Here is a 20,558-nt window from a genome sequence, read left to right as displayed (position 1 = left end):
CTGCCATGGCCTCCGCCGCCTGGGCGGCCAGCGCCTTCGCAGCATCCCGGTGCATGCGCTCCCAGCGCAGGGCGGAGCCGGAGATGCGCTGGTGGCGGACCATCACGCCGCCTCAAGCAGCAGCCGGGGCGGGATCCGACATCCGGGCTGGCCGGGAGGCGGCCCAAACACGGCCTCCGACCACGCTCCGGCGTCCCGGCGAAACCGCTCGATCCACTTCCGCAGCGTCGGCTCGGGCCACTGTCCCGAGACGCCGAGGTCGACGAGGTCCTCAGCGGGCGTTAGGGCTGCCGGCACTGCGGCCAGACCCTGAGCGACACGGCTCTGGCGCTGCGCCGCTACCCGCTCGGCGACCCGGTCGGCATAGACCATCCAGGTTCGAATCGGCACTCGGGACGAGCGGGCGATATCGAGCAGGGCCGGGACGATCTCAGCCTCCAAATCGAGCCCATCGGCTTCCAGTTTGGCGATCGGCCCGATGCGCAGATCCTGGGGACCGCCATCGAGGGCACCGCGGACTCGGGCCTCAACCCGGTCGAAGTTGGCCTTGGTGTTCCAGCCATCGGCATGGCCCGGCCACGCCGCCTCGTCGCTAGCGACAGTTGCCGGATCGGCCCGGTTCAGGGTCGGGCGCGCGGGGTAAGCCACGGCGGCGGGGGTTTTATCTCCCTTCCCTTCCATTCCATTCCCTTCCCTTCCTACGTCGATCGTTCGACGACCGTTCGGCGAAATGGGATCGGTAGGATCGGGTATTTTGGACCTTTGGGGCCGATCTATCTTCTGGTGATGCCAGCCAGTGACCTGAAGAAACTCTTTATCTTCAATAACATAGAGGCGGATTAGGTCATTCGCCGACAATTCGACGAGCATTCGGCGAACAGTTTCGGCCGTAAAGTCGTCTGACGGGAAGACGCTCGCTTTGATCCGTTTGTCCGAGGCGACCATGCGTCCGGCATCGTCGCAGAAGTTCCAGAGCCCGATGAACAGGAGACGAGCGTTCGTCGAACACTCCATCACCTGCTCGGAGGTCCAGAACTCCGGTTTGATCGTGCGGATTCGGGCCATCAGAAGCCCCCTCTCGATGTCTGAGCGATGGCGGAATGGGCGACGTCGCACCAAAGGGGCAGCGTGACGGGCGGCCCTGATCGATTCTTGCCGAGGATCAGTTCGAGCTTGTGCTGGACCTGCATCATGCGATCAGCGAGCTCCGGCGTGGGGGACGCCTTCATCTTGCGCTCGACGTAGACGGCCTCTCGGAACAGCAGCAGGACCGCGTCGGCGTCCTGCTCGAGCTCGCCCGAATCTCGGAGGTCGGCCGGGGTGGGCCGGCGATCCTCGCGGTCCTGCTTCTCGACCCCGCGGTTCAGCTGGGCGAGCAGGACGACGCAGATGTCCTCAGCCTTCGCCAGCTGCTTCAATGCGCCCGAGATCTCGCCGATCTCGAGCACGCGCTGGCCCTGGTACCGGTCCGAGACCTTGATGAATTTCAGGTAGTCGACGAACACGACGCCGAGGCGCACGCCGATCTTCGCGAGCCGCCGCTTCTCAGCCTTCACTCCGAACGCGATCTGGGCGACCGTGACGCCGGGCTCGCACTCCAGGCGCAGGTGCAGCTTGTCGAAGGTCGCAGCGGCCTGCTCGATGCGCCAGGCCTCCTCATCGTCGATCTCGACGCCGGCCATGATCTTGCCGAAGGTCAGCGGCCGGTTGTTGACGTAGGACAGATCCGACAGGTACCGGGCGATCTGCTGATCGCGGGTCACCTCGCACTGGTAGACGAGCACGCCGGCCTCGCGCGCGGCGAGCCGGGACAGGGTCGTCATCGCGACTGTCTTCCCCATGCCGGGGCGGCCCGCGAGCAGCCAGAGCTGGCCGCGCTGAAAGCCGCCGTTCGTGACCCGGTCGAGCTCGTGCAGTCCCGTAGAGATCGCGGTGGATTCCATCATGCCGGTCCTCAGCTGGTTGATGCGGTCGAGCATCCAGCGGCTTGCCTCGGGCGCGGACTGGCCGGCGAGGTGCGCCTGCGGGACGATGGCGCGGACATTGAGAAGCGCCTGCTCGGTCTCATCGATGATCGACTGGGCGGCCGTGCCGGGCAGCGATGTGCGGACCATCTCGGTCAGCTTCTCGGCCACCGCGAGCAGCGAGCGCTTCGAGGCCAGGTCCCGCACGATCGCCGCGTAGCCCGTGGCGTCCAGACCCATCGTGTCGCCGGCACAGGCGGCGAGGTAGGCCAGCGCCGGGCGGTCGCCGATTTGCGGCCGCTGCAGGTAGCCCTTCACCGCGATGGGGCTGGGCGGGCAGCCGGCGGCCACCAGCGACTCGATGCAGGCGAACACCTCCTGGTGGTCGGCGAAGTAGAAGTGCTCCGGGCGCACGATCTGCGCGATCGCCGGCACCACCTCGGGCCGCATCATCGCCAGGCCGAGCAGCGCCTGCTCGACCTCGATGTTGTGCGGTGGCGCGACCTGGTCGGTCGGCTGGCGGAACACCACGACGTTGTCGGGATCTCGGCTCATGCTGCGCGTCTCCGGAGCCGGGCCGGCAGCATCTCCTCCGGCAAGATCACGGCGTTCTGCATCAGTCGCGGCGGGATCGCGGCGCTGTCGTCGTAGAAGCCGCGGCCGGGCACCGGGCCCCGCACTTCCGGCACGACGTGGCACACGAGTCGGTAGCGCTCGGCGACGGTCAGTACGTCTTCGCGGCTGCCGCGGTAGATGACCGTTCCGGATCGGGCGAGAACCCAGCGCATGAGCGTCACTCCGCTGCCATGGGGACGGACGCGGGCTGGTCGAACTTGCCGATCTCGTGGCCCCACGCATCCCAGCCGGGGCGGGCCTCGCGCGAGAACAGGTCGGCCCGGCGCAGCGCACCCGGCAGCAGTGCCTCGGCCGCGGCGTAGGCCTCGTCGGGTTTCCGGCTGTGCTCGCGAGCTGGCGCCATGATCACGCTGCGCACGGACCGGCCGGCGCGCGGCCGGCCGAACTTGCCGATCAGGAAGGGCTCCGAGGCACAGCGCAGCACGTAGCCGGTGCCGAACGCGAGCTTGCCGCCTGACGTGGTCTTCACCCAGGTGCCGGCGGTGGTGAACGTGAAGCCCCATGCGGCCATCACCTCGAGCGCCTGGGGCAGCATCGGGTTGGTGGCCCAGAGCCATAGGAAAGCGTCGCCCCGGGCGAGCTGCGCGACCGGCAGGGCCTTGATCGCGTTGAGTGGCATGCAGGCGTACTGCGCCTGCGGGCTCTTCGCTTCGCCCTTCTCGGAGCGGAGCGCGAAGGCCCACGGCGGATCGACCATCAGCATGTCGAAGCCGAACGGGGGCAGGTTGCCGAAGGGCCAGGTCATGCCGGCCGCCGCTTCAGCAGCAGTGGGTGGACCGGCGGGGTCTCGTTCGGAGCCCAGAGATTGCAGCCGTACCACCACAGCGCACCGGCATCAGCCGCATCGAGGCTCGTCGGGTCCCAGCCGAGGGCGCGGCAAACCTTGCGGGCTTCTCGCTTGGCGGCCTCGCCCGGCATGTCACCGCGGCCAAGGAAAGCCTTGCGGACGCGGGAGACGGCGACGCGATGGACCATCACGCCACGCGCTCGAGCAAACCCCGTGACGGAAGCCCAAAGGCCCTTGGTGATCAGCAGAGAGTCGGCGTTCGTCTTGCCGCACATCCCGGTCATGATCGGGGCCTCGACGATGATGCGGAGATCACCGGCTGCCACGGCATCGCGCTCGGCGTAGAGCCGATCCGCGATCCAGCCGCAGGCGCGGCCCCACGTGTCCTCGTAGTCGTCGCCCTCCTTGCGGAGCGGGACGTCATAAAGGCGCGGGGTCTGCCCAGGGTGGCCCTCACCGACGCCAGAATTGCTGGCGAGGTCGAGGCCAATGACGATGCCGGTGTAGGCCACGATCAATCCGATCAGTTCAGCTTGCTGAGGCCGGCGGCCAGCTTCTCAGCGCCGTTCCCAGTCGCGACGGCATCGAGCGCTGCGTCGCGTTCCTTTCGCGTCTGGCGGGTGCCCTTGCCGCCCTTGTCGGCATCAGAGTCCGAGATCGCGGCGGCGCCGAGTGGGGTATCGGCCAGATCGCCGAGTGCGTGACGGATCTGATCGAAGCTCTCGCGGTCGACCAGGTCGAGGTCGTCGCGCATCTCTTCGAGCTTTCGCTCGGTCGAACGCGCCTTGATAACCGTCCTCAGCGCCTTCTTCGGGATGTGCCAAGCAGTCTTGGCCTCCTCGTACACATCGCCGATGTCTTCGTTGATAACCGCACACTCGGACATGTACGTCATGTGCAGGGACTGCTTCTTCGAGACGAGCGCCTCGATGCGATCGACGCATTCCTTGGTACGCTTGGGATCGAAGCCGTTGCCTTGCTGTGCTGCTGCCATCACGCTCTCCATTTGCCCGGTCACGCCCCGGATCGGCGCCCGGCCCAGTCGCGGGCCGGGATCAGGTCAGGATTGAATCAGACGACCGCGGCGAGCGGCCCGCGGGCGGCCTGGCCGCTGACGACACCGAGGCCGAGGCTCTTGGCGAGCTCGGAGCGCTGAGCGCTGTAGTTCGGGCAGGTCATCGGGTAGTCGGCCGGCAGGCCGAAGCGCTGGCGGTAGGCATGCGGGTCGAGCCCGTGCCGGGTGAGGTGCCGCTTCAGGGTCTTGTAGGACCGGCCGTCGATGAAGCTGATTAGGCCGTCGGGCCGGATCGATTTGCGGATCTCGGACGAGCCGGGCTTGGCGACGTCGACCTCTATCGGGCTGGCGGCTCTGCCGAGGCCGGCGATCGCGGCGTGCACGGATGCGATCAGGGCCGGCAGCTCGGACGCTGCGAGGTGGTTGCCGCGGACGTAGCTGGCGACGATCTGCACCGTGAAGTCGACGGCGATACCGGTTTTGGGCTGCTGTTCGGACATCGTGTGCTCCAGTCGCGCGGGAGCGCCCCGCGTGGGCGGGCTGTTCAGCCGGGGAAGCGAAGGGCGAGGAGCGTCACGGCCGGCGCTCCCGGTTGTCGGACCCCGGATCCTGGTCGCGATCCCAGAGGCGCGGATCCCATTCGCGGGCGCGGTGCATGCACGAACGTGAGACGCGGAGAACGGCGGCCGCGCCATCGACCACATTGCTGCCGAGCCAGAACAGTCCGTCGGCGATGTGCTGCAGTAGATGCGCGAGCGCACGAAGGATGGCGGCTTCGGCCTTCATCGGCCGGCCCTCAGCGCGGCGATCTCGCGCTGCTTTTCCTCGACTTGGCGCTCGAGGCGCGCCTGCCGGCACATCAGTGCGGCCTCGCGCAGAGAGGCGGGCGAGGCATCCGGGTTTACGAATACGAACAGCTCGGGCCCGTAGACCTCGATCAGGCGGTGGTAGGCGTTGCCTGCCGGCGAGGACGCACCCTCAAGCCACTTCGCCACCGTGCGCGACGAGATCTGGGTCTCGGCCTCGACGCAAATGGCGGTCTTCACGGGGTGGGTCGACCGTAGGAACCCGGCGATGCGGGCTCCGAACACCTTGGGTTCGAGCACCCCAATCTTTCGCACGACCGCCTCAGACGTTCGCGTGCCTTTCCTCGATGCTGTGAACATCGGGGAAGAGGAGGACTGGCCGGGGATGCATGGGGCGGCCGACATCAGCGGATCCACCAGAGCAGCAGAAGTGCACCCCGGCCGACGTCTCGGCTGGCGGACAGTAGGGATGCGGAAGAAAAGGCCGAGGCCCCAAGGCTCCGGCAAGTCAGGGAGGAAACGCCCAGGAGGGCATGCCCCTGACGGGGCGGGAAATCGCGAACGGGGCGCGAAGCAGTTGCGGCGTTCATACGACGAGCGCCCAGACGAGGCCGACGCCGAGCGTCGTGACGAGCAGGGAGAACACATCGCGGCACCAGAGCAGCGCGGCGAGGCCAACAGCCGCGGAGACGACGAACGGGGCAGTGAGGAGCGCGATCATCAGGCCGCCTCTTCGTCAGAACGCAGCAGAGGTCGACGATCGCGCGGCAGATGCACGCGCACGAGGACGTCGTTGTCGATCGGCAGGCATCTCGCTCGAGCCGCTTCGACGATTAGCGGCCAGTAGATGACTGGTATGGACCCGCGCTGGCGCATGTCGCTGCCGCGAGCACCTGGGTTCCTGGAGAACCCGCAAATCACGCCGAAGACCGTAGGCCCCCCGAGTGCAGCAATGATTTCGGCGACGGATTCCATGGCAGCGACGAAGCTACGCTTGATGCGTAGCAATTGTCAACGCACAATGCGTAACGCTTTGTGCGATGCGATCGGCATGGATTCGATCGCTGAGCGCCTGCAGTATCTCCGTAAGAAGGCGGGCTTCGCCACGGCGACCGAAGCTGCCCGCGCGTTCGGCTGGACGGTGCCGACCTATCTCGGTCACGAGAACGGCGACCGAAACCCAAGCCGCGAGACCGCCAAACGCTACGGAACAGCCTTCAAAGAGCGGTGGGAGTGGATCCTCGAGGGCGGTCCACGGCTAGAGGCGCCTAAGGACGATACCGTGCCCATCGTGGGCGACGTAGGCGCTGGTGCCCGCATCATCTTCAACGGCGAGCCACAAGGCGGCTATGACCGGGCGCCGAGGCCCCCAGGCTCATCGCCCGACACTGTCGCGGCTCGCGTCCGGGGCGATTCCATGCCCGGCCTCGCCGAGGACGATTGGCTGATCTACTACGACGATCGTGTCCGCGGCCTGCCCGACGATTGGATCGGACAGCTCTGCGTTGTGTGGGTCTCTGAGGATGAGGTCTACGTGAAGAAGGTCTTCCGGGGGCGTGATGGCGGACCGTATCTCCTGGTCTCAACCGGCGGCCTGCCGCCGATCGAGGTCGATGTGATCGAGTGGTCTGCCAAGGTCGCCTGGATTAAGCCGCGCTAATACTCGTCGGTCTCCGGCACCTCACCGATCCGCGCTAGGAACGTAGGCTCGGCAAATTCGTCGGCGCTGCTAGGGCCGGGACGAGAATAGGCGAGCGCTCCAATAGCCTTCTTCTCGCCTACGAGGCGCTCAGCTAAGCGCTTTGCTGCATCAGCACTAGGACACTGCCTGATCGGAGCAGAATATATCACACCACGTCCACCACGGACGAACGGTTGTACGGCGTGATACTGCGCATGAGCCATTGCTAGACCTTGTTCGAGTTCTGTGAGTCAGAACGCGATGCCAAATTAGAACATAACAAGAACAAATCTACGGGTGTCCGGCACAATTCGAAAACGCACGCCTCCACCGTGGGTTGGGCTGTGCGTGGCTGTGGACAACGCATTTTGCGAAGTCCGGTCTGTCATCTAGCAAGCGCTACGCAATATGCGTTGACATGCGTTACGCACGACGCGTAGTGTCAGTCCATCGCCGCTCACCGAGCCGATGGAGCTCCCAATGCTAATCGCCCTCGACCTCTACATCTCCACCTCATCCGCCTCGGCGACGCAGATGGTCGTTCGCGCGATCGTCTGCGTCGCCTGCCTCGGTCCGTTCATCTGGGGCGGTGGCAACCTCGTTGACCACGCGCTGGTCGCTCGCGTCGCCTCGCGGGGCGACCGCTAATGCGCACTCTCTTCGACATCGCACCCTACGCCGTCACCGAGCATCGCCAGGGCTACGCGGTCTGGCTCGACGGCGATCTGATCGACGGCGGTTTCACGAGCGAGACCGACGCCTACGGGTTCGCCCGCGATCGGCTCGACGCGGACGCCGCTGAGGCCGCCGCGCAGGTCGAGTTCGAGGCCGAGCAACTGTGCGAGGCCGCGTGATGGCCGTCGGTCAGACGCTTCCCCGCGAGGAGCGGCTCCGCACCACTGCCGGCCTGCGCGGCACGCCCGCCCTCGGGCTCTCCGCGTGGCGGGGCAAGTCCGGTCGTCGCTACGTCGTCGGCATCCATCAGATCGGGGGGATCGACCCGGACGACATCGGCGAAGCGGTCGTGATTGCTGTCCGCCGGGACGCGCCTGGCTACTCGGCTGGCATTGCCCAGGCCGTACGGGTCGAGGCGTGCGCCGAGGCAAGCGCCGTCCGGGCTCTGCTGGCTGGTCTGCCGAAGGCCTGCACTGAGCTGCACATCCACCGTCTCTGTGAAGGCGACGCTGAGCGCGCCGCTGCTGTCTCCGATCTGACATGGGCCTGACGTGACCTTCCCGCCCTTCTCAGAAGTCGAGGCCACCATCACCCGCGCCGTCATGCCAGCGGACCACCTGCCCCGCCCGGAGCAGATCACGCCCGAGCGCGCTGCGCAGGCGCTCTACGCGAAGGACTATTGGGCGATGATGTTGGGCGGCTCGGACAAGCAGCTCGGTGTCGCCATCGTGCGCTCGTTCGGGCGGGGCGTTCGGTTCGGCAACGCGCTGAACAGCGGCGCCGCCATGCAGGCGGTCCGGTATCACCAGCAGCGCCTCTGCACTGCCGCACAAGCTGCGCACCTCGATTCCGAGCACCTCGTTGCGGTCCGCGCGGAATCCGAGCGGTGCGCCCGACAGATGGGGCGCGGCCTGAACACCGGGATCGCGGAGTGATGGCCATGGCCCTGCTCGCTCCCGACACCGTCGAGCGCCCGTCCACGGTCCGCATCCATGCCGACCTGCTTCAGGGCACCGACGAATGGATTTCCGCTCGCTGCGGGCTGCTAACCGCGAGCGAGATGAAGCTGATCGTCACGCCGACCCTCAAGGCCGCGCGCAACGAGAAAGAGCGTTCGCACCTGTACGAGCTCCTCGCCCAGCGGATCAGCCGCTACGTCGAGCCCCACTACGTCAGCGACGACATGCTGCGCGGGCAGGACGACGAGGTCGAGGCCCTCGCCCTGTACGACGAGCATTTCGCGCCCACCGAGCGCGTCGGGTTCATCACCAACAACCGGTGGGGCTTCACGCTTGGGTACTCGCCGGACGGGCTCGTCGGCGAGGACGGCCTGGTCGAGGTGAAGTCGCGCCGGCAGAAGTTCCAGATCGAGACGTTCGTCGTCCACGTGCCCGACGGCACGATCCCGGCCGACTTCGCGCTCCAGACCCAGACCGGCCTCCTTGTCGCCGAGCGGTCGTGGCTCGACTTCGTCTCCTACTCCGGCGGGCTGCCCCTGGCCGTGATCCGCACCTTCCCCGACCCGGTGATTCAGGGCGCGATCCTGGCCGCCGCCGGGGACTTCGAGGCGAGGCTGGGCGAGGCCCTGACCCGCTACCGCAACGCTGCTGCCAAGACCGGCTCGATCCAGACCCAGCGGCGCGCTCTGGAGATCCAGCTGTGACCGACCTGTCCCAGACCATCGCCCCGAAAAGTGACCAGCTCAACGCTGACGACCTGATCGGTCGCACGATGACGATCAGGGTCTCTAAGGTCTCGAAGGCCGACGGCGATCAGCCTGTGTCGATCAACTTCGAGGGCGATGGCGGCAAGCCGTACAAGCCCTGCAAGTCTATGCGTCGCGTGCTGGTGAACGTGTGGGGCCCGGACGGGCACGCCTACGCCGGCCGCCGCATGACGCTCTACCGCGATGACACGGTAGCGTTCGGCGGGATGGCCGTGGGCGGCATCCGCATCAGCCACGTGTCGCACATCACCAAGGCCGTCACCATGGCGCTCACTGCGACCCGGGCGCAGCGCAAGCCGTACACAGTCAAGCCGTTGCCGGCCGAACAAGCTCCGAAGCGCGAGGCGGATCAGCAGCAGGCTCCGAAGCGGACCTTGGCGGACGTGGCGCGCGAGAAGGCCCGAGCCGGGCAGGAGACCTACGATGAGTGGGTCGCCCGGCTGAAGCCCGCCCAAGTCGAGCAGCTGGCCGACATCCAGGACGACATCAACCGGCTCCTCGACGAGGCCGACGAGCGCCGTCGCGAGGAGGCTGGAGCCGACGACGCCTTCCCCTTCCCGGGCGACACGCCGGCCAGCGACGGCATCCCGGCAGGTGAGGCGGTAACGTGATGGCGTTCTGGCTCGGGTTAATCGCCGGCATCGGTGCCGTGTCGCTCCTCGCTTTGATTGCCCTGGCGGTGCTGCTGCGCGGCGACGTGCGGGCGGAGGATGCGGCCCAGGCCGAGTTGATCGGGGAGGCGGTCCAATGACCCGCCGCCTCGGCCAGAAGCAGATCGACTCGCTGATGTCGGTCGCGTCGCCGACCATGATCATGCTCACGCCTGGTAAGGTCGAGCGCACCCTGGTTGCGGCCGGCCTGCTGGTTAGGAGCCCGAAGTTCGGCCCGACGCTTCCAGGGAAGGCGCTTTGTGGCGCCGTCGGCATCTCGGCCGCGGGCCTGCGCCAGCTGGCCGACGAGATGGATGCCGCGCGGGTGCCTGCCGCGCCGCAGTGGTTCGCGCGGCAGGCCCGGGAGAGACGTGCGGGGATCGATCAATGATCCGGATCGCCCTACGGGTTCAGCCCCGCATCGAGCCTCCTGACGGTGCGCGCCGGGCTTGCAGCGTCGGCCTGCGATCGGGCCTCGATCCGGTGGGACATCCGGTCCACGCCCATGCTGGCGCGCAGTTCTGCAATCACGCCGATCAGGGCCAGCAGTCCGAACGCCAGCACGAACACCGACAGGGTGTGGCGGATCGCGTCGGCATGCTGCTCACCCGCGTGCACGATCAGCCAGCCAACGCCAACGAACACGACAGCCGAGGTCAGGGGAACCGTCAAATCGGGCATCGGCTCAACAACGGCGCGAGCGGCTTCGCGGTTCGACGGGGGTGGCAGCGCGTGCGCCCCGGCGAACAGCGAAGGAGCGAATCGAGGACCAATCCTCACCCAGCGCTCAATCCGACCACGAGCTGCTGCGCGATGAGCATCAAACCGGTCAGTGCCCCGCCAACTACGAGCACATCGGCGAGGCCCCGTTCTGGCTCGTGCCTGCTACGAGCGACAGCTCGACTGCCCGTGCTCGGCGGGTGCAGCTGCACGACGTTATTCGACCGATCCATGACCGCCTCCAGCATCATTGCTGGACCGTATCTGGCGGCGGCCGACGCTGTTCGGCATGCGCCAGCGCACATCCTGGTCGACACCGATGGAGCGGCGGCATGAGCGCGCCTCACAGCGACAAGAGCCTGTGGCCGATCCCGCGCCGCTTGCAGGGGAGGAGGTTGGTGCCTCGTCGGTTACACCTCAGGCACAGCCTCATCCTCCCCGCCTGTCGCACCGACTACCGATCCGGGCCGGTAGGCGTCCAGCGCCACGTAAGCTTCCGTATTGGTCAGCCCGACCTGCTCCATGTCGGTCAAGAGCGCCAGGATGTCCGCATCGACCGCCTCACCGGCCTCTTTGCGTGCAATGAGCCCGTTGATCATCGCCATGTCGTCGTTCGGCTCGTCGGCAACTTCGGTCGTGGTGGGAATGTCCATGACGGGTCTCTCGGGGGGTGGCTCCGGGACCTAGGGCGCTTTCGGGCGCCTGGCCACAAGCAGACGCTAACCCAAGCCGCGGGGTAGCAGGATGGCCGAGTCCAGCACCATCACGCGCGAGATGATCGAGGCGGTCTACCGAGCGCTCGCCGGAGAACGGCACGCGGACCGGCCGGGCGGCTCGCACGAGATGATGAGCGAACTGAACCCGGCGCGCGACGCCGGGCTGAGGGGAAGGGGAGGGGGCAATGGCTGATCTACGTTGGGTCAAAGGACCAGTCCACTGCACCGACCTCGTCGACGAGAACTGCAAGGTGTTTGGCTATGTCGGGCCGCTGTCCACTGGCGTCCGCGGCTACGTCATCCAGTCCGGTTCGGAATGGCCGCCTCGGTTTGCGGCGTTTGCCGACCACGAGAGTGAAGACGCGGCGCGCGCCTGGGTTGAGGCCGAGGTGTCCGCCCGCTCGATTCGGCCCGTGCGTATCATCCGGGATCCGGCTAATGCCGCGTAGCGCTCGCATCCCGGCCGCGAACGAGGTCACCGACGAGACCATGATGCCGCTCAGCGTGGCGGCCGAGGTCGCAGTCGCACACGGCGTCGTCTCCAGCGCATCTGCGAAGGCCTTGCGGCGCGAGGCCGAGCATGATCGGCTAGCGACCTATGAGGTTTTTGGGCGCCTGCACACGACGCTGGGCGACATCAAGCGGATGGTAAAGCGATGCCGCGTCCAGCCAAGGGTGCCCGTCTCTATTACAAGGAGGCCGACGACCGCTGGGTTATCCGAGACAGCGGCGGATTCGAACGCGGGACGGGCTGCTGCTTTGGAGAGCGTGAGGCGGCTGAAAGAGCGCTGCAAGCGTACCTCGCCGAGAAGCACACCCCCGATTTCGGCCGCGGTGATCCCGCTACAGTCGAGATCACGGACGTCCTGAAGCTCTACGCTGACGAGCACGCGGCCTCGACGAAGCGCCCCGACGTCGCCTGGAGCGCGCTGCCGCACCTGATCGAGTTCTTCGCCGACAAGAAGGTCGCCCACGCGACCCCGAACCTGTGCCGGGCCTACGCGAAGTGGCGCACGTCGAAGCCGCAGGCGCGGTTCAAGTTCGGCCCAGGCTACCGCTACGCCACCGAAGGCGAGGTGCCACGGGTCGGCGACCAGACGGCGCGCCGCGAGCTGACGGTGCTGTCGGCCGCGCTCGGCTACGCGCACAAGGAGCACAAGCTGCTCTACCCAGTCCCGATCACCATGCCCGACAAGGCACCTGCCCGGGATCGCTGGCTGTCCCGCTCGCAGGCGGCGCAACTGATGCTCGCCGCGTTGGGCTTCCGACCGACGGGCAAAATGACATCGAAGGGGAGGGAGGTCTGGCGCCGGCCCCGGGACAAGGACGGGCGCGCGCTGCTGATCCAGCGCCACGTCGCCCGGTTCATTCTGGCCGGCCTCTACACCGGCACCCGGCACGAGGCGATCCTGCGCCTGAAGTGGATCGAGAGCACCGACGGCGGCTTCATCGATCTGCGCTCCGGTATCATTTATCGCCGCGGCACGGCGGAAGGGGAATCCTCGAAGCGGCGTACCCCGATCCCGATGTCGAAGCGCCTGGCTGCGCACATGCGACGCTGGCGACGGACTGGTGCCTACGTGATCGAGTTCGAGGGGCGGCCGATCCTGCGCCTGCGCCGCGCGTGGACTACGGCTCGGAAAGGCGCCGGCCTCGGCGAGGAGATCACGCCGCACGTCCTGCGCCACACCTTCGCGACTTGGGCCGTCATGGACGGGATGCCGTTCGGTAAGGTGGCCAAGGCGCTTGGCACCACTGAGCGGGTAGTCGAGGACGTCTATGGTCACCACTCGCCGGAGCACCTGCGCGGCGTGGTCGAGAGCGTGTCGGGCCGCCGCCGGTGAGCGGGGAGGGCGGGACGCCGCCCCGCTGCGTCCACTACGTCGGCTTCAAGGACGATCGCTACTGGAACGCCTACCGCATCTTCGGCGGCCCGCGGGTGATTCACCGCCGCTGGGACTTCTACGCCAGCCGCGATGTGGGACCCGACGACATCGTCATCTTCGCCCACGGTGACGAGACGCAGCCACTCGCCGATCGCAACGCGACCGACCTCGACGAGCGCTGGCTGCTAGTGGTCGAAATCTGACGCTTGGTACCCGCCTGCGAAGTCCGCAACGGGTGCAGGCTGTGTGAAAACGGAAGCGCACGTCGGATTTGTAGAACAATATTCCATGCGGCAGACCTGCAGCCCCGCTGGAGGACGGCCCTGCCGCGGTTTGGAGATCCATTCCGGCGCTGCCCAGGGTGTCTTCGGGAAGATCCTTCTACCGCTTCTGCGTTTTCACACACCCTCGGTGGGTAGTGGTCTTCGGCCTTTCGCCCGGTAGCGGAAGCCCGCCTCGCTGCGGCAGGGGCGGCTTGATAGATCGTGGACGCCGAAACATCGGATAGGACCACCATGACCTTCCAAGACGAAATTGCAGCGTTCTTCGCCAGCTACGTCAATGCGTTCACTCGCCACGACGCCGACGCATTGAGCGATCTTTGGGAGCCGGTCGGGCTGTTCCCGTCTCCGACTGGCAACTTCGCGATGCCGCGTGAAGACTTCCGCGACCATTGCGTGACGCTGATGGATTTCTATCGCAAGCAAGGGGTCGTTCAGCCCCTGGGCGAACTGGTTTCGGCGGTCGAACTCTTCCCGAACGTCGCTCAGGCGCGCATGGCCTACCGGATGTTGGGCGACGGCGAGGCGCTCATCGCGGAGTGGGAGCACGTCTACATTCTGCGCCGCAGCGACCGGTGGCGGGTGTCGTTGACGATTGCCGATGGTGAAATGGCTGCATGGGCAGCGCGCGGAGCGCAACTCTAGTCTGAAGGGCGGGCGCCCGGTGTCGAGCGGGACGCATATTGATCCGAAGCGTCGCCAGTAAGCAGCCGCTCCCAGCGTCTCAGAAGGGTCGTAAGCGGCCGGGGACGGTGGTCTGGGAAAAGTGCACCCATAGCGAACGGCCGCCGGTTACTCCGATGGCCATACCCAAACCCAACCAGCCCGAGCGGCTGCAATGGGTGCGTTTACGAATGACCGGTTTCGAAATGCATACTGGCCGAAGCGGACGTCGTGGTTCGGCCAGTGTTGATCGCTTGTGCATCTTCGGAGCTCGGAGCGCTCGCGCTCGTCGCAGATTTTAAGCATTCCATTTCGCCGGGGCGGCCGATATCCCGTGTTGCGTCAATCCTGGAGAGGAATGGATGTTGGTCTCACGATATGGACGTGGCTTGGTCGCAGGCGCCGCACTAGCTCTCGTCACCGGCCTTCCGGCCATGGCGCAGGACAGCTCGACAGCCGAGCAGACCATCGATGTCATGAACACCCTATTCGGTAAGCATCCTGGCAAGCGCGCCAACCATGCCAAGGGCATAGTGGCCGAGGGCGGCTTCACCCCGTCGGCCGAGGCCGCGAAAATCAGCAAGGCCTCCTTGTTCCAGGGGCCAATCGTGCCTGTGACGATCCGTTTCTCGGACGCGACCGGCGTCCCGACCATCCCGGACGGCTCCGCCAACGCTAATCCGCACGGCCTGTCGCTCAAGTTTAAACTCAGCGATGGCTCGGACATGGACGTCGTCACAAACTCGCTGGCCTACTTCCCAGTCGCAACCGGTGAGGAGTTCCGCGACCTGCTGAAGGCGGTGTCCGAGAGTGGGCCAGATGCGAAAAAGCCGACCGCGCTGGAACGGTTCGTCGCCACCCACCCCGCCGCTGCCACAGCGGGCGCGACCGCCAAGACCCCGTCAAGCCTCGCGCGACAGACCTACAACGGCGTGGACGCCTTTATCTTCGTCGACAAGGACGGCAAGCGACAGCCGTTCCGCTTCCGCTTCGAGCCGGTGCAGGGCGAAGACATCCTGTCCCCCGAGGACGCGGCCAAGCGTGATCCGAACTACCTGATGGCAGAGATAGGCCCCCGCATCGCCAAAGATCCGGCGAAGTTCCGCATGCTGGCGCAGCTCGCCGAGGCGGGCGACCCAACGAATGACGCGACGAAGCCTTGGCCAGCTGACCGCAAGACGGTCGATCTCGGCACACTGACGGTGACGAAGATCGTGCCGGACAGCGCCGAGGCCGAGAAGGCGCTCCTGTTCATGCCGAACAACCTGACCGACGGCATCGAGGTGTCGGACGATCCCTTGATCGATGCGCGCGTACAGGCTTACGCGGTGTCGTTCAGCCGGCGCTCGCAATAGGCGCTCGACACTGAAAGGATGGCTCCGCCTAGCGGGTCGTCCCTGCGGCTGGGGCGGAGGATCCGGCTGGACGGGTCGTGTCCGCGGCACCGGTGCGAGCGCCGTCCTTCGTGGCGCCCGAGCCGGTCAGGCCACCAGCGCCCACGCTACCCGTAGATTTGCCAGCCTCACTTTGGCCGTGCACTTGCGACTTGACGGTCCCCCGTTTGTCCTCCGCTGCACTAGCGCTCCCTGCAAGACAGGTGAGAAACGCCGCACCGACGAGGATTGCGCGTCCAAAGGGTGTCGTCATGCGGCCAGTTCCGAAGGCGGCGATCTGCGATCGTCGTTATGCGTGACCAACGGAAGAGGTTCGGCAGCGTTCCAGAGCAAAATGATGCTGACGGGTACCCCCTTCCGAGAACGAATTTGATCGGCGTTTATTTCGTGGTTGGGTCGCAAGCGGCCTCAATCGCCGGGCTGAGAAAGGCGCACCCATACCGAACCAACTGTGGCGGCTTTCATCCGCATACCCAAACCGCACCGGCTCGACCGACTGCTTTGGATGGCAAGCGGACCTTTGCCTTCCGGCTCGAAGCGGACGTTCCGTATCCGACCGTCAGCGGACATGTTCGAAAATCTCGATTTTCGCTGGTCTGGTGAGGTGCTGGCTTCGCCCTGCAACCCAGGATAAGTTCCGGCCAGAAAATTCGGTCCCAACCTATGCCCATCAAGGGTCACGCCAACGAGAAATACGTCACTGGTCACTGCCTCGGCAACTCACGTGACCGGGGCTGGACTAACGTATTGGCCGAACGTTGGAGCCATGCGCGGGGCGAACTGCCATCGGTACTACCGCGCGACACAGAGCTTGCCGTTCTATTGAGTGACGCCACCCTCGTTGATCGGGAAGGGGCGGGCCTGAAACAGCGCACCCACGGACGACGCGGCACGGCATGGCTATGCCCGGCAGGCATCCGAGAGGAATACATCGACTTCAAGCAGCCGCTCCAAGATTGCCTGCATATCTTCCTGCCCGCCAAACCCTTCGCCCATATGGTCGAACAGGATTTTGAGATCGACCCAGCCACGGTTGCGCTGCGCTACGATGTGATTGCGCACGACCCGTTCGTTGAGCAGGTCGCCTTTCAGATCGCTCGCGAGCTTGATCGCCAGACGGCAGCGGGGGCGTTACTGGTTGAAGGGCTTGGTCAGGCGCTGTCGGCCTACCTCGTCAACCACTGCGCCGAAACCAGCGTGCGGGCCCAGCCCTCGCTCAGCCGGGAGAAGCCGCTGGACGAGCGGCGAAAGCGGCGGGTGCTGGCATTCATCGAAGCGCATGTGGCGCAGCCCTTCACAGTCGCCGAGCTGGCAGCTGTGGCCTGCATGAGCCCTGCGCATTTCGCCCGCAGCTTCAGACAGACGTTCGGCCAAGCACCTCATGCCTATGTCAGTGCGCAACGGCTCGAACTCGCACGCCACTTGCTCGAAGGTTGCACACACGACCTCACTGCGGTCGCGGCCGCAGCGGGGTTCTCGAATGCCTCGAACTTTGCCCGCGCGTTCAAGCAGGCTACTGGCTGGACGCCGGCTGAGTACCGGCAGCGCAATCTGGGGCGGGCATAGTGGACTGGCGTTAGTTGTCGCCCTTCGACACCTTCGCCTCGTAGGTTGGAAGGTCCAACACGCCCTCCTGCTCGGCACGAACGCGGTCCTCGTCCGTGATCACGTCCTGGACGATGTCGAGCCGCTTCCAAAGTGCTAGCGGCGTCTTCTTACCGGGCCGAGGGACGTACTTACTCTCATCGACCCGGTTGAACTTGTGGATGTAACGCGGGCAGTTCACCCAGGCCTTTGTGACCTCGACCTTCACAGCATACTGCGCCTCGGTCCAACTTTCCAGAACCGGATCATCGCGCAGCATCGTTGCCTTGCCCTGCACGCGGACGCGATGAGGCGTCTCGAAATCGATGAACAGCAGACCGACCTTGGATTGCCCCTCGATGTTGCCCACCGAGTAGAACATGCCGTTGCCGTCGAACCCGGGGAAAACGAGCGTGTTGGCGTCAAGCACGCGTACCAAGCCGACCGGGCCGCCTTTGTAGGAGACCGTTGGCATGCCATCCGGGTCTACGGTGGAGAGAAAGAAGAAGTCCCGGCCCTCGATGAAGGCACGCTCGTCCTGGCCGATGCCATCGTGGACCCAGCCATTATCGAGCCGCTCGGCAAGCCCGACCGTGCCGAACTCCTGCTGCAAGCTGCGGTGTTCATCGTAGTACAAAGACGCCATGGCGATGCTCCCAACCGGATTTTTTAGTTGGGTTCAGGCTGCCGTGCCCACGGCGGACTGTCTGTAGCCGATCCTGCGAACTGCCATTCCAATCCTGCGAAACGGCGCGGGCCGGTTCGTCATGCCGGGCTGGACGTGGCAACTAGCGCAGGAGTGCTGCCGGGAGGTTTTGCCAGCAATCACCATGCTCGGTTCCACGAGGTGCGTGATTGCCGAGGCATGGGTCAACCGAGCCGCCACCAGATGGGAGGATACCGGTGTCTAACAACTCGAAAGCCGTTGCGACCCAAGACTTCGATGCAGTGGTTGCTGCGGTGCAACGCTACGTCGATGGCATGCAGACCGGTGACCCGAAGACGACGGCGAAGGCGTTTCATGACGATGCGGTCATGTATGGCTTTGCCGGTGGCACCTTGCTCGGTGGTCCAATCAGCAACCTCTATGACTACGTCGAGAAGAGCGGCAAGGCCCCCAACATGCGCACGCGTATCGATGTGCTTGCGATCACGCCAACAACCGCAGTTGCTCGCGTTGACATGGAGAATGATGCCAACGGTGCCGACTACACAGATTTTCACACGCTGATAAAGCAGGACGGGCAGTGGAAGGTAATCGCTAAACTGTTTCACCAGCACACTTGACGACCGTACAACCCTATTCATGACTGCATGGTCGGCTTCGCGTATTCTGCGGAGCCGTCTTTCTGCGGCCCGCCAGTATTGGGTTACCCGATTTACGAGCGGTCCGGCGTCCGCTGCCCCCGTCTCAGTCTTAGATCACCGCCTCGTTGCGCAGCCTGCAAGCAGACGTTTCCAGTTTCCGCAAAGGGTCGCAAGCAGCCGTAAGTCCCGGTCTGCTAAAGGTGCACCTTTAGCAGACCGGGACTTACGGCTGCTTCCAGCCCAACCCGGTCGGCTGGATCGCCATACGCACTTCCCGTAAGCAGCCATTCGTCAACCGTCCGGCAACTTCGGCTCGGGGTGGGGAGCAGACTCTGGCTTGTCGTCCCGAAGCGGACGTTCCGCTGGCGACCCATGGCAGCCGTCCCGACAGCCATCGGCGCTGCCCGAAAGCGGACATCCGCTGGCCACCTTGCAACTTCGGCACCGGGTGGATGGCGGTATTAGGCTCCAGGAGGATGGTCTGAATTGAGGGCGGATCAGACCTTGTAGTGGATCAGCCCTGCGAAGCCCTCGTCCATGTGGTCTTGGTGGTGGCAGTGCAAGAAGGTCGCGCCGGGGTCGTCGGCGACGAGGTCGATCTCCGCCTTCGAGAAGCGCGGCATGCTGATCGTGTCCTTCATCAGCCCCGACATGGACTGGTCGCCAACCTTGGTCACCTCGAACGTGTGCCGATGAATGTGAACCGGGTGCTCGTCACCGCTGTGGTTGTCCATGACGAGGCGATAGCGCTTGCCCCGCTGGACCGTGAACAGCGGGTTGGTGTCGGGCCAGGACTTGCCGTTGATCGTCCAGCGGTTGTAGCCGCCCCGCCCGCCAGGGATCTTCTCGAACTTGAGGGCGATGGTCTCGTCCGGTGTCTGTGCCGCTTCGGTCCGAGCGAAGGCGGCGTAGCGCCAGTCGTCCCGCTGCGGCTTCACCCATTGCGGTTCGCCGCTGCGGTTGGCGTACTCGACGACCACGCCCATGCCCATGCTGCGCTCATCGTCCTTCGTCGAGCCGAGCACCCAGACGCCAGGGTTGTTCATCTCCACGATGACGTCGGCCCGTTCCGCGGCGTCGAGCTTCAATACCTCGACGAAGGCCTGGACCGGCACCGGGTTGCCGTCGAGTGCGACGACCTGAAAGCGGTGGCCCGGCAGCGACAGCGAGATGCCCATGCTGGCGTTGGCGTTGAGGAGGCGGAAGAGCACGCGCTCGCCCTCGCGGACCCGCACCGGCTCGCCGTGTCCCAGCATCCGGTCGCCCAGGGTGGCCGAGCGGTACATCGCCTCTAGGCCGTTGTCTGGCGGCGGTCCCTTCTTCATGTCCTGCATGCTGACCCAGTGGCCCTCCCAGGTGTGGGACGCGAGCAGCACCTCGCGGTCGTAGCGCCCAGGATCGCCCGCGGCCGGCTCGACGATCAGGAACCCGAACTCGCCCGAATAGGTGCTCTTGGTCAGGTCCTCCATCGCCATGGCATGGCTGTGGTACCAGCGCGTGCCCGCGGGCTTCGGGGTGAACGCGTAGACCAGCGACTGGCCCGATTCGATGATGGGCGACCCTTCCTCGGTCGCGCCATCCTGGTCCGGCGGCAGGTACAACCCGTGCCAGTGGACCAAGTTGTCGTAGCCGCTGTCGTTGATGACGTTGATGCGGACCGGCTTGCCTTCCTTCAGGCGCAGGGCCGGCCCTGGCACCCTGCCGTTGTAGGCCGTCGTCCTGATGACCTTGCCGGGCGCGATCTCGTGCGACACCGGGGCGATCCGGATCGTATGGTCCGCCTGTGCCTCGGAGGCCCGTACGAGGCCCGGCGGCATCGCGAGACCGATTGCTGCGCTGCCGCCAGCGCGTAGGAACTGACGGCGGTCTGGGTGGGGCAGACGGAAGGGCATCGTGGCGTCCTGGTCGCGACAGGGGCGGGACAGGCCTGCGAGAGTAGCTTGTCCGGCCCCCTCGTTCCCGATATCGAAAGCCGATACCGTAGGATGCCGCCCCAATCCAGAGCGGACCGACAGCGTGTCGAGGCGGGATGTCTTGGCTCCCCCGAGCCGGCCGCCCTCCTCACA

General features: G+C 65.8%; 31 protein-coding genes. 17 read left to right on the top strand and 14 right to left on the bottom strand.

Going from position 1 to position 20,558, the window contains the following annotated elements; all coding sequences use genetic code 11:
- Positions 1-102: 102 nt before the first annotated feature.
- From ACYQPG_RS29090 to ACYQPG_RS29045, 10 genes are all read right to left on the bottom strand, one after another.
- The gene (locus ACYQPG_RS29090; protein WP_461232310.1) at positions 103-1,065 is read right to left on the bottom strand and encodes a hypothetical protein; all 963 of its coding nucleotides are present in this window, start codon (positions 1,063-1,065) and stop codon (positions 103-105) included.
- On the bottom strand, positions 1,065-2,519 hold the full coding sequence (locus ACYQPG_RS29085) for a replicative DNA helicase (RefSeq protein ID WP_461232309.1): 1,455 nt from the start codon (positions 2,517-2,519) through the stop codon (positions 1,065-1,067). Before ACYQPG_RS29085 ends, ACYQPG_RS29090 begins: the two co-directional genes overlap by 1 nt.
- Complete coding sequence (locus ACYQPG_RS29080) at positions 2,516-2,752, bottom strand: hypothetical protein (RefSeq protein WP_461232308.1); 237 nt, start codon at positions 2,750-2,752, stop codon at positions 2,516-2,518. Before ACYQPG_RS29080 ends, ACYQPG_RS29085 begins: the two co-directional genes overlap by 4 nt.
- A gap of 5 nt (positions 2,753-2,757) precedes the next feature.
- The gene (locus ACYQPG_RS29075; RefSeq protein ID WP_461232307.1) at positions 2,758-3,345 is read right to left on the bottom strand and encodes an MT-A70 family methyltransferase; all 588 of its coding nucleotides are present in this window, start codon (positions 3,343-3,345) and stop codon (positions 2,758-2,760) included.
- The gene (locus tag ACYQPG_RS29070) at positions 3,342-3,899 is read right to left on the bottom strand and encodes a hypothetical protein (RefSeq protein WP_461232306.1); all 558 of its coding nucleotides are present in this window, start codon (positions 3,897-3,899) and stop codon (positions 3,342-3,344) included. The genes ACYQPG_RS29075 and ACYQPG_RS29070 overlap by 4 nt, the downstream gene beginning before the upstream one ends.
- An 11-nt stretch (positions 3,900-3,910) precedes the next feature.
- Complete coding sequence (locus ACYQPG_RS29065; protein ID WP_461232305.1) at positions 3,911-4,381, bottom strand: hypothetical protein; 471 nt, start codon at positions 4,379-4,381, stop codon at positions 3,911-3,913.
- Positions 4,382-4,458: 77 nt separating this feature from the next.
- Complete coding sequence (locus ACYQPG_RS29060; protein WP_461232304.1) at positions 4,459-4,902, bottom strand: Ros/MucR family transcriptional regulator; 444 nt, start codon at positions 4,900-4,902, stop codon at positions 4,459-4,461.
- A gap of 73 nt (positions 4,903-4,975) precedes the next feature.
- Positions 4,976-5,188, bottom strand: a complete 213-nt coding sequence (locus ACYQPG_RS29055) for a hypothetical protein (protein ID WP_461232303.1) — start codon at positions 5,186-5,188, stop codon at positions 4,976-4,978.
- Positions 5,185-5,523: a hypothetical protein gene (locus tag ACYQPG_RS29050; protein ID WP_461232302.1), complete on the bottom strand. Its 339-nt coding sequence runs from the start codon at positions 5,521-5,523 to the stop codon at positions 5,185-5,187. The genes ACYQPG_RS29055 and ACYQPG_RS29050 overlap by 4 nt, the downstream gene beginning before the upstream one ends.
- A gap of 271 nt (positions 5,524-5,794) precedes the next feature.
- A complete protein-coding gene (locus ACYQPG_RS29045) occupies positions 5,795-5,929 on the bottom strand; it encodes a hypothetical protein (RefSeq protein WP_461232301.1) in 135 nt (44 codons plus the stop codon).
- 252 nt (positions 5,930-6,181) lie between these two features.
- Between ACYQPG_RS29045 and ACYQPG_RS29040 the strand changes: the two genes are divergently transcribed.
- The 9 genes from ACYQPG_RS29040 (at position 6,182) to ACYQPG_RS29000 (ending at position 10,331) form a co-directional block, all read left to right on the top strand.
- Positions 6,182-6,868 (top strand): S24 family peptidase, encoded by a 687-nt coding sequence (locus ACYQPG_RS29040; RefSeq protein ID WP_461232300.1) that lies wholly within the window; start codon positions 6,182-6,184, stop codon positions 6,866-6,868.
- Positions 6,869-7,369: 501 nt separating this feature from the next.
- Positions 7,370-7,537 (top strand): hypothetical protein, encoded by a 168-nt coding sequence (locus ACYQPG_RS29035; protein ID WP_461232299.1) that lies wholly within the window; start codon positions 7,370-7,372, stop codon positions 7,535-7,537.
- Positions 7,537-7,743, top strand: coding sequence for a hypothetical protein (locus tag ACYQPG_RS29030; protein ID WP_461232298.1), 207 nt, complete (start codon positions 7,537-7,539; stop codon positions 7,741-7,743). Before ACYQPG_RS29035 ends, ACYQPG_RS29030 begins: the two co-directional genes overlap by 1 nt.
- Positions 7,743-8,114 carry a hypothetical protein gene (locus ACYQPG_RS29025; RefSeq protein WP_461232297.1) on the top strand — a complete coding sequence of 124 codons (372 nt, stop codon included), beginning with the start codon at positions 7,743-7,745 and terminating at the stop codon, positions 8,112-8,114. Before ACYQPG_RS29030 ends, ACYQPG_RS29025 begins: the two co-directional genes overlap by 1 nt.
- Position 8,115: 1 nt before the next feature.
- Positions 8,116-8,499 (top strand): hypothetical protein, encoded by a 384-nt coding sequence (locus ACYQPG_RS29020; protein WP_461232296.1) that lies wholly within the window; start codon positions 8,116-8,118, stop codon positions 8,497-8,499.
- A 5-nt stretch (positions 8,500-8,504) separates the two neighbouring features.
- Entirely contained in the window at positions 8,505-9,227 is a 723-nt protein-coding gene (locus ACYQPG_RS29015) for a YqaJ viral recombinase family protein (RefSeq protein WP_461232295.1), read from the top strand.
- A complete protein-coding gene (locus ACYQPG_RS29010) occupies positions 9,224-9,901 on the top strand; it encodes a hypothetical protein (RefSeq protein WP_461232294.1) in 678 nt (225 codons plus the stop codon). Before ACYQPG_RS29015 ends, ACYQPG_RS29010 begins: the two co-directional genes overlap by 4 nt.
- On the top strand, positions 9,901-10,041 hold the full coding sequence (locus ACYQPG_RS29005; RefSeq protein ID WP_461232293.1) for a hypothetical protein: 141 nt from the start codon (positions 9,901-9,903) through the stop codon (positions 10,039-10,041). Before ACYQPG_RS29010 ends, ACYQPG_RS29005 begins: the two co-directional genes overlap by 1 nt.
- Positions 10,038-10,331, top strand: coding sequence for a hypothetical protein (locus tag ACYQPG_RS29000; RefSeq protein ID WP_461232292.1), 294 nt, complete (start codon positions 10,038-10,040; stop codon positions 10,329-10,331). The genes ACYQPG_RS29005 and ACYQPG_RS29000 overlap by 4 nt, the downstream gene beginning before the upstream one ends.
- An 11-nt stretch (positions 10,332-10,342) precedes the next feature.
- Here the strand turns inward: ACYQPG_RS29000 and ACYQPG_RS28995 are convergent, their stop codons facing one another.
- Positions 10,343-10,621: a hypothetical protein gene (locus tag ACYQPG_RS28995; protein ID WP_461232291.1), complete on the bottom strand. Its 279-nt coding sequence runs from the start codon at positions 10,619-10,621 to the stop codon at positions 10,343-10,345.
- Between the two features lie 449 nt (positions 10,622-11,070).
- The gene (locus ACYQPG_RS28990; RefSeq protein ID WP_461232290.1) at positions 11,071-11,313 is read right to left on the bottom strand and encodes a hypothetical protein; all 243 of its coding nucleotides are present in this window, start codon (positions 11,311-11,313) and stop codon (positions 11,071-11,073) included.
- Positions 11,314-11,404: 91 nt separating this feature from the next.
- Here ACYQPG_RS28990 and ACYQPG_RS28985 point away from each other — a divergent pair, with 91 nt between their 5' ends.
- The 7 genes from ACYQPG_RS28985 to ACYQPG_RS28955 all read left to right on the top strand — a co-directional run bounded on the left by ACYQPG_RS28985 (position 11,405) and on the right by ACYQPG_RS28955 (position 17,166).
- Entirely contained in the window at positions 11,405-11,569 is a 165-nt protein-coding gene (locus tag ACYQPG_RS28985) for a hypothetical protein (protein ID WP_461232289.1), read from the top strand.
- The gene (locus tag ACYQPG_RS28980) at positions 11,562-11,825 is read left to right on the top strand and encodes a hypothetical protein (protein ID WP_461232288.1); all 264 of its coding nucleotides are present in this window, start codon (positions 11,562-11,564) and stop codon (positions 11,823-11,825) included. The genes ACYQPG_RS28985 and ACYQPG_RS28980 overlap by 8 nt, the downstream gene beginning before the upstream one ends.
- Before the next feature lie 207 nt (positions 11,826-12,032).
- Complete coding sequence (locus ACYQPG_RS28975; protein ID WP_461232287.1) at positions 12,033-13,220, top strand: tyrosine-type recombinase/integrase; 1,188 nt, start codon at positions 12,033-12,035, stop codon at positions 13,218-13,220.
- On the top strand, positions 13,217-13,465 hold the full coding sequence (locus tag ACYQPG_RS28970; protein ID WP_461232286.1) for a hypothetical protein: 249 nt from the start codon (positions 13,217-13,219) through the stop codon (positions 13,463-13,465). Before ACYQPG_RS28975 ends, ACYQPG_RS28970 begins: the two co-directional genes overlap by 4 nt.
- Before the next feature lie 312 nt (positions 13,466-13,777).
- Positions 13,778-14,188, top strand: a complete 411-nt coding sequence (locus tag ACYQPG_RS28965) for a Cif family virulence factor (RefSeq protein WP_461232285.1) — start codon at positions 13,778-13,780, stop codon at positions 14,186-14,188.
- Positions 14,189-14,568: 380 nt separating this feature from the next.
- Positions 14,569-15,561, top strand: coding sequence for a catalase family peroxidase (locus tag ACYQPG_RS28960; RefSeq protein WP_461232284.1), 993 nt, complete (start codon positions 14,569-14,571; stop codon positions 15,559-15,561).
- Between the two features lie 702 nt (positions 15,562-16,263).
- A complete protein-coding gene (locus ACYQPG_RS28955) occupies positions 16,264-17,166 on the top strand; it encodes a helix-turn-helix domain-containing protein (RefSeq protein WP_461232283.1) in 903 nt (300 codons plus the stop codon).
- 10 nt (positions 17,167-17,176) lie between these two features.
- Here ACYQPG_RS28955 and ACYQPG_RS28950 read toward each other — a convergent pair whose 3' ends face one another.
- Positions 17,177-17,830 (bottom strand): pyridoxamine 5'-phosphate oxidase family protein, encoded by a 654-nt coding sequence (locus ACYQPG_RS28950; RefSeq protein WP_461232282.1) that lies wholly within the window; start codon positions 17,828-17,830, stop codon positions 17,177-17,179.
- Between the two features lie 257 nt (positions 17,831-18,087).
- On the opposite strand from ACYQPG_RS28950, the gene ACYQPG_RS28945 reads away from it, so the two are divergent.
- Positions 18,088-18,471, top strand: coding sequence for a nuclear transport factor 2 family protein (locus ACYQPG_RS28945; protein ID WP_461232281.1), 384 nt, complete (start codon positions 18,088-18,090; stop codon positions 18,469-18,471).
- 518 nt (positions 18,472-18,989) lie between these two features.
- Here the strand turns inward: ACYQPG_RS28945 and ACYQPG_RS28940 are convergent.
- Positions 18,990-20,384: a multicopper oxidase family protein gene (locus ACYQPG_RS28940; protein WP_461232280.1), complete on the bottom strand. Its 1,395-nt coding sequence runs from the start codon at positions 20,382-20,384 to the stop codon at positions 18,990-18,992.
- Between the last annotated feature and the right edge of the window lie 174 nt (positions 20,385-20,558).

The sequence above is a fragment of the Methylobacterium sp. CM6246 genome, assembly GCF_054818005.1.
This window is presented reverse-complemented; position numbering and strand designations above follow the sequence as displayed.